Here is a 6,284-nt window from a genome sequence, read left to right as displayed (position 1 = left end):
GTTCTTTTTGCTTCTTCTGGTACTCAAATTTGAACTTACCGTAGTCCATAATTTTTGCAACAGGTGGTTTGGCTTGGGGTTGAATCAATACTAGGTCAACATTAGCGTTATCAGCCAAAGCTTGCGCTTCACTGAGTGGCTTGATGCCTAGCTGTTCTCCTTCAAGACCAATCAAGCGAACTTCACGTACACGAATCTCATCATTGATGAATAAGTCTTGCTTTGCTATGGTTTTCACCTCTTTTGTTTTATTAGAGAAAAACAATAGCGGACTCGTAAATATACAAGCCCGCACGTTATGATAGCGTTTCTTAGAAACTTTTCATCCGTAGGGCCAGGCAACTTAATGTCACAAGGCGAGAAGCTCTCACTTCTGCTTTTCTCAACTTTTATATGATACCAAGTTTTCTAGCCCTTGTCAAGATAAAAAGTTATTTTTTTGAAAGTTTCTGTTTGTATTTTGTCTTGGTTTCCGCATCAAAAAGAGAGAATCAAGTTGATTCCCTCTCTATGTTAGTTTTTACTTATTTTCCCTATAGGAAAGCTAGGATCTATTAAAAAATTCTTTTTTCTGTGAACTTCCCCATCTTTCGATAAATAGAATCCCCACTAACAAAAGGATAATCAGGCAAGGAAGTAAAACTAGCCCCATGTCCCAATTTAGATTGACATTATCAATCAGCTTAGGTAATCTTCCAGACAAAATCTCCACTGAACGCAAGTAAGTAAAGGGAATCAGATGTGCAATCCTTTGAAGAGGCTGAATTGTTTGGATGCCAAACAATAAGCCAACAATCCCAATGAGTGAAAGAAAAAGGACAGGCATTTTTTGCTTGAAAAAGTAAGCAATCAAGTACACTACTTCCACAATGACGATAAAGGCTAAGAAAGCTAGTAACAAGCCAGGAAACAACACATCTTGTATCTTTCCAATAGTTACCTCTTGATTCACTAAGCTATAAATCGGGTAGGGATAATCTAACTGTCCAAAACCACTTATCAGACTTCCCACTAGAAAAGAAAATCCGCTGATTCCGATAAACAGCACAGTTACATAGCCCACTCCAACTCCAAGAGAGGATATGGCAAATGTCACTTTTGAAAAAGGATATAACTGAGCTGTGTCCAAATGATTTTGATATCTTTCTGCAAATAGTTGCGTTAGCATAAAAATAATAGCAACTACAAACAAGCTTGGGATGATAACCTCTAAAATCCAGACAATCTGATCAATCCCGTGGGTCGGATAAACTAAATTGTGCGCTTTTATGTTCAAGGGATATAGGGCTTGGTAAGTCTTTCGTTCGCGGTCAACCGCCATTTTAAAGTCAGAGCTAGAAGTCGGTTCCTTCGATACAATTTCATAACTCTTTTCCTCAGCTTGCCACTGCAAATAGTAGGCTTCTTTCCAGCGTCCTTCTTTTAACAAAGCCAGAATTTCTTTCTTTTGAGTCAAAAGATTTTTTTGCGATTCTAAATTAATTTTAGCAATCTGGTATTCCTCCGAGTTGGTATCAGATATTTGGGAGAGTTTCTCTTCATATTCATTGATGACTCTCTCTTGTTTTACAAGACGGGTTTCCAACTCGCTCTCCAAGTTGACGGAGTTTGCAGTCCGACTATTGAAATAAAAGGTAACACCGAGTCCAGATACAAATAAAGCTAAGATAATCCAGTTTAAGCGACTTTTGAAAACTTTTTTTAATAAAAATAGACTAACATCTTTCATAAACTAAACCTCTTCTATCTGCCCCTGATGAATGGTTACGATGCTATCGCAGATCTCCACTAACTCCTCTTTGTAGTGAGAACTTAAAAGAACCAGCTGTTCTTGTCTATCGATTTGTGCTAGCCTATCAAAAAACTTCTGTCGATAATACTCATCTAAGCCATTTGTAATCTCATCCATAAGCCAGCATTTCGCCTGACTGAGGAAATACATGGCAATCACCAAGCGTTGCTTCATGCCTAAGGAATACTTGCGAATGGGAAGACTGACATAGTCAGACATTTCCCAATAGGCAATTTCATCCCTCAAGTTCAGACCTGACTTCCAGATGTTTTTGATAAGGCGAAGATAGTCCATCCCACTTAAGTTTCCATCCAGCCATTCAACACTCTCATAATAAAATAAAGAAGGAGGGGCTGCGATATTTCCACTACTTATAGGAATTAAATTGCTAATGGCGCGGAACAGGGTCGTCTTTCCAGAGCCATTGATAGCAAGAATACCATAAATCCTACCCTTTTCAAATGTAAAATCAACATCTTGTAAGATGACTTGTCGCGTTTTTAAGGTCACATGAGTAAGCTGCAACATATCTAGCCCTCCTTTTATCACTCTTTAAGGATTAATAGCCTCCGCTGTAGTAGTTTATTACCTCATAACGATTGTAATTCAAACCAGAACCAACTTTATACTCAGAATACGAGATCATGATGGAATCCAAGCATATTGATGGTCGTGATAGTTGGTACTATATTCCCAAACCGTATTCCAATCATACTTGTAACTTTTAGTGACTGTCACAGCAGATATGCTGGACTGAAAAAGACCAATAGATCATAAACTAACTAATTAAACGATTTTTACTAATTTTTTTAATGGTTTTATATCATCAATATCGAATACGCTTTCATTATATCGTTTTTATCATTATTATGCAATAGATTTTAGTTTGTTTTACTAATATATAATATTTGTCCTTCCTATCGAACACTTTCGATTTTCCAATTTTTCCAACCTTTAAAACGTATAGCTCCTTGCTGGTCAGTTCGGTAAACTTTACTATTGATACCTTCCAGTCGTGTCAAGGTCTCCTGATGGGGGAGTTTGGTGCGATTGCTCTTTCCAACTGAGATAAGAGTAAGCTCTGGTTTGAGTTTTTCTAGAAAGGTTGAACTTGATGATTTTTTAGAGCCATGTTGGCCAGCTTTCAAAACATCCACCTCTAAGTCAGGATATTGCTTCAGCAAGTCCTTCTCTCCTTTCTCCTCCAAATTTCCTGTGAAGAGAAAGTGCTTATCCAAGAGTTTCCCATACAGAACTAGAGAATCTTCATGACCTCCATCTCCAATTTTCCTTGGAGATAGGACTTCTAGCTGACTTCCAAAAATTGGCAAGTTTTCTCCCAATGACACACTACGAACCTTGGTTTGAGTCGCCTGTAGTTCCGCTACAAATTCCTTCTGTTTCAAACTGCCTTTTGACACTAAAATTTCCCCTACATGAAAAACCTTGGTCACCTCCAACAAATCTCCAACATGTTCCTTATCTGTATTAGTCAAAATTAGCTGATCAATCTTGGCCACTCCTCGACTTTTAAGATAGGGTATCAAGCTTCTCTGTGCATTGCTGGTCGTCGCCTTTTCTTGCCATTTTTCGATTTTCTTATCAGATTCTGCCTTGCCACCTACATCTATGAGAATGGTCTTCCCAGTTACATCCCTTAGGAAAAGACTTTCACCTTGCCCAACATCCAGCATGGTAATTTCATTTTCCAGTGGATGCTTGGTCAGGAGAAAGAGCCCTGTAATCAATAAGCTCAATACTACTAGCCTTTTAATGTTTTTCCTCAAATCATAGACTAAAGCCAAGGAAATTAACAATAAAATTAAAAACCATGCATTAGGTTGTCCAAAGACCAGAGGTCTACTTGCCACCTGCGATACCAAGCGAATCATTCCCTCCAACCATTCAAAGATAAAATTCAGCTGAATGACTGGATAGAGAAAGGAAAGGGCAAATAAGATAGACAAGAGCGGTAAGAAGACCAAGTCAAATAGAAAAGAAAAGACAAAGGTCAAAAGGATGGACCAAGGTTGAAATTCTGCAAAATAGAAGGATAGAATGGGCAATATTCCCAAGGAGATGACTAGACTTTCTCTGGCAACAGCCTTGAGTCCCTCCCCTTCTTTACTGGTCATAGTCAAGATAAAAGCGTAGGCGCAGGATAAGACACCTCCTGCTGTCAAGAAAAAGTTGGGCATGATGATAAAGAGGACAAGAACCGTCAAGGCAAAATTATCCAAGCCCTTAACACCATGTTGAGCCAGTAACTTTTGCAAGAGACTGCGAATGACCGAAGCTGAAAATCCTGTCAGACCTGCATAGATAAGGGAAAAGGGATAGGTCAGCCATTTCAACTTTTCTTTAGTCAAGCCTGATCGCAAGAGAAGTTTCTTAAATCCATCCATAAAAAAACCTACCTGCATCCCCGACAAGGCAAAGAGGTGGATAATTCCTAGACTAGAATACAGCTCATTCATCTCCTCAAAATCTGTGTCCAGATGTCCCAGTAAGAGCCCTGTCATGTAGTTGCGCATAGGGTCTGGAAAATGTGTCTTAATCCAAACCACAGCCTTTCGGCGTAAACTGGACAGGTTTTCACCTATATCCCAACTGCTAACTCTTTGAAGTGACTGGATTTTTTTGATATTGAGAGTCTGGTAAATTCCCTGAGTCTTCAGATAGGCTTGGTAGTCAAAGCCACCAAAATTTCTCTGCCCTTCTGGCTCCGAAAGTTTTCCTTCTAGTTCTATCTCATGAAGGTCTGTTAAGGCTTGAAAGGCTTCTTTTTCATTCTCGGACTGGAGTTTATAATAGACTTGAAAAATGCGTCCATCAGACTTACCACGAAAGGATAGACTATCACCATTGACCTTAATAGTGTCGGGCAAAATCCGTATCCTTTCAACAGAATCCGCCAAATTTTGACTCGCTTGACTCTGTTGCCAATTTTGAAACAGAAACCAGAAGCCAAAGATTCCACAAATCACTAGAACTTTGCTAGCATATTTCCAAGGAAATTGTATAAAGAGACAAACTAGCAGAAAAACAAAACCCAATAAAGCAAGATAGGATGCAGAAAAAATGGCGTAGTAAAGCCATAGTAATAGAAAACTCAGGTAAATTAGGGGAATGGGGAAATTCTTAATCCACTGTAACATAATCTTTTAGCTTTTCTATGGTCTTGGCACCAATGCCAGAGACTTTCTTGAGTTCATCGACCGACTTGAATTTCCCATTTGTTTCACGATGGTCGATAATGTCCTGAGCTCGTTTCCCACCTAATCCTTTGACCTGTTTAAGCTCTTCCAGACTGGCCTTGTTGAGATTGACCTTCTTTTCCTTGCTCGTTGAAGAAGCCGTTCCAGAACCTGCCTGCTGACTAGCTGCTTCTTCTCCCTTAGTTGGGACGTAAACCAGAGCTTCATCACTAACTTTCTGAGCTAGATTTAGCGATTTGCTATCTGCTTGTTCTGTCAAGCCACCAGCCTTCTGAACGGCATCATTGACCCGACTACCTACCGGCAAGTCATAAATACCCGGCGATTTAACAGCGCCTTTTACATCTACTGTGATTAGATCTTGTTCAAGGGGTTCTTCCTTTTCTTCCTTCTTCACTTCCTTTTCGGATACCGAATCCTTGGAAACAGCTGCTACTTCTGCCTGCAAATTCGTTTCCTTGACAGGTGTGTGTGGAGCTGGCTTTAGCAGGAAAAATCCGCCAACAACCAAGCCCAGACCAGTACAGATGACAATGATTTTATACTCTTTAATTTTCTCGATAATTGCTTCCATATTTTCTCCTCTCTTAGATTATTCGTAAGAGAAAGAAAAAACAGTTGAAAATTTCTTCTCAACTGCTTATTTATTTGCAAAATAGCCTTCCTTGATCAAGACATAATGAACTCTTGTCACGATTCGGCCTTTTTCATGCTGGTCCATACAAGCATAAGCTTCTTCGTGGGAAAAACGCATTCCTGATTTCTCCATGACCTTTCCTGACGCGGGATTAGCCTTATCGTGTAAAGCAACTAACTTATTCATTCCTATCTTCTCAAAAGCTAGCTCAATTACGGCACGATTGGCTTCTGTCGTCAATCCTTGATTCCAATACTTTTTATTGATAATGTAGCCAATAGCTGCCTTCTTAAGAACAGGATCAATCTTGTGCAAGTCAATGGTTCCGATAAACTCTCCAGTACTTTTTAGTTCTATTCCCCAACGCCCTAAGGGATTAGCCAAGTAGAACTGAGCAATATTATTTTGAGTTTCTTCCAAGCTTTGATTAGTTGGAAAAGTGTAACGTGTATTATCCTTATCCGAGGCATACTCAAACATTGCTTCCGCATCATCCAAGGTTACAGGTCTAAGCAATAAACGCTCAGTCTCCACTATGGGATACTGAGCTAGTTTTAAAAAGATTGATTCCATACGTTTCTACCACTTGAAACCTTTCTAATCTAATACAAGGATATTGAATGAAACATTTAAAACG

6 protein-coding genes and 1 other annotated feature are annotated in these 6,284 nt (G+C 39.3%); all 6 genes read right to left on the bottom strand.

The genetic code is table 11. From position 1 onward, the window contains the following. Positions 1-238: translation initiation factor IF-3 (gene infC / locus RWM06_RS06890; protein WP_313970590.1), on the bottom strand; the 238-nt coding region annotated here is incomplete at its 3' end. A 15-nt stretch (positions 239-253) separates the two neighbouring features. Further along, positions 254-385: a sequence feature (ribosomal protein L20 leader region), on the bottom strand. Positions 386-544: 159 nt separating this feature from the next. Further along, entirely contained in the window at positions 545-1,729 is a 1,185-nt protein-coding gene (locus RWM06_RS06885; RefSeq protein WP_313970589.1) for a hypothetical protein, read from the bottom strand. A 3-nt stretch (positions 1,730-1,732) separates the two neighbouring features. Next, on the bottom strand, positions 1,733-2,320 hold the full coding sequence (locus RWM06_RS06880) for an ABC transporter ATP-binding protein (protein WP_313970588.1): 588 nt from the start codon (positions 2,318-2,320) through the stop codon (positions 1,733-1,735). Positions 2,321-2,709: 389 nt separating this feature from the next. Beyond that, positions 2,710-4,950, bottom strand: a complete 2,241-nt coding sequence (locus tag RWM06_RS06875; protein ID WP_313970587.1) for a DNA internalization-related competence protein ComEC/Rec2 — start codon at positions 4,948-4,950, stop codon at positions 2,710-2,712. Continuing rightward, positions 4,934-5,584, bottom strand: a complete 651-nt coding sequence (locus RWM06_RS06870; RefSeq protein ID WP_313970586.1) for a helix-hairpin-helix domain-containing protein — start codon at positions 5,582-5,584, stop codon at positions 4,934-4,936. Before RWM06_RS06870 ends, RWM06_RS06875 begins: the two co-directional genes overlap by 17 nt. 66 nt (positions 5,585-5,650) lie before the next feature. Continuing rightward, on the bottom strand, positions 5,651-6,220 hold the full coding sequence (locus RWM06_RS06865) for a GNAT family N-acetyltransferase (protein ID WP_313970585.1): 570 nt from the start codon (positions 6,218-6,220) through the stop codon (positions 5,651-5,653). Between the last annotated feature and the right edge of the window lie 64 nt (positions 6,221-6,284).

Origin of the sequence: uncultured Streptococcus sp. (genome assembly GCF_963516575.1) — a bacterium.
Classification (GTDB): domain Bacteria; phylum Bacillota; class Bacilli; order Lactobacillales; family Streptococcaceae; genus Streptococcus.
Note: the sequence above shows the minus strand (reverse complement) of the source record. Positions and strands in the feature narration are given on the sequence as shown.

What these genes read in the sequence shown, in the direction of transcription:
- RWM06_RS06885 (WP_313970589.1), bottom strand. Translation starts at nt 1,729, where the DNA reads ATGAAAGATGTTAGTCTATTTTTATTAAAAAAAGTTTTCAAAAGTCGC.
- RWM06_RS06880 (WP_313970588.1), bottom strand. Translation starts at nt 2,320, where the DNA reads ATGTTGCAGCTTACTCATGTGACCTTAAAAACGCGACAAGTCATCTTA.
- RWM06_RS06875 (WP_313970587.1), bottom strand. Translation starts at nt 4,950, where the DNA reads ATGTTACAGTGGATTAAGAATTTCCCCATTCCCCTAATTTACCTGAGT.
- RWM06_RS06870 (WP_313970586.1), bottom strand. Translation starts at nt 5,584, where the DNA reads ATGGAAGCAATTATCGAGAAAATTAAAGAGTATAAAATCATTGTCATC.
- RWM06_RS06865 (WP_313970585.1), bottom strand. Translation starts at nt 6,220, where the DNA reads ATGGAATCAATCTTTTTAAAACTAGCTCAGTATCCCATAGTGGAGACT.